The organism is Anaerostipes butyraticus, assembly GCF_016586355.1.
GTDB classification, from domain to species: Bacteria; Bacillota; Clostridia; order Lachnospirales; family Lachnospiraceae; genus Anaerostipes; species Anaerostipes butyraticus.
In genome coordinates, this window is record NZ_BLYI01000055.1 from 1 (window position 1) to 411 (window position 411).

General features: G+C 49.6%; 1 rRNA gene. It reads left to right on the forward strand.

Annotated elements, in window-relative coordinates:
• Window positions 1-411, forward strand: a 23S ribosomal RNA gene (locus JMF81_RS12760); the annotation flags it as partial.

Sequence of the window (411 nt, forward strand, 5' to 3'; positions counted from 1 at the left end):
ACTCCGAATGCCGTAAAGATGGTCCATGGGAGTCAGACCATACGAGATAAGTTGGATGGTCGAGAGGGAAAGAGCCCAGACCTACAGCTAAGGTCCCAAAGTGCGTGTTAAGTGGAAAAGGATGTGGGGATTCGAAGACAACTAGGATGTTGGCTCAGAAGCAGCCATGCATTGAAAGAGTGCGTAATAGCTCACTAGTCGAGAGTCCCTGCGCCGAAAATGTCCGGGGCTGAAACACGACACCGAAGCTTAGGAATGTGCAAACATTGGTAGAGGAGCATTGTTACCGGGATGAAGCCATACCGGAAGGAGTGGTGGACTGGTAAGAAGAGAGAATGCCGGAATGAGTAGCGAGATGAAGGTGAGAATCCTTCAGGCCGAATATCTAAGGTTTCCAGAGTAAAGCTGATC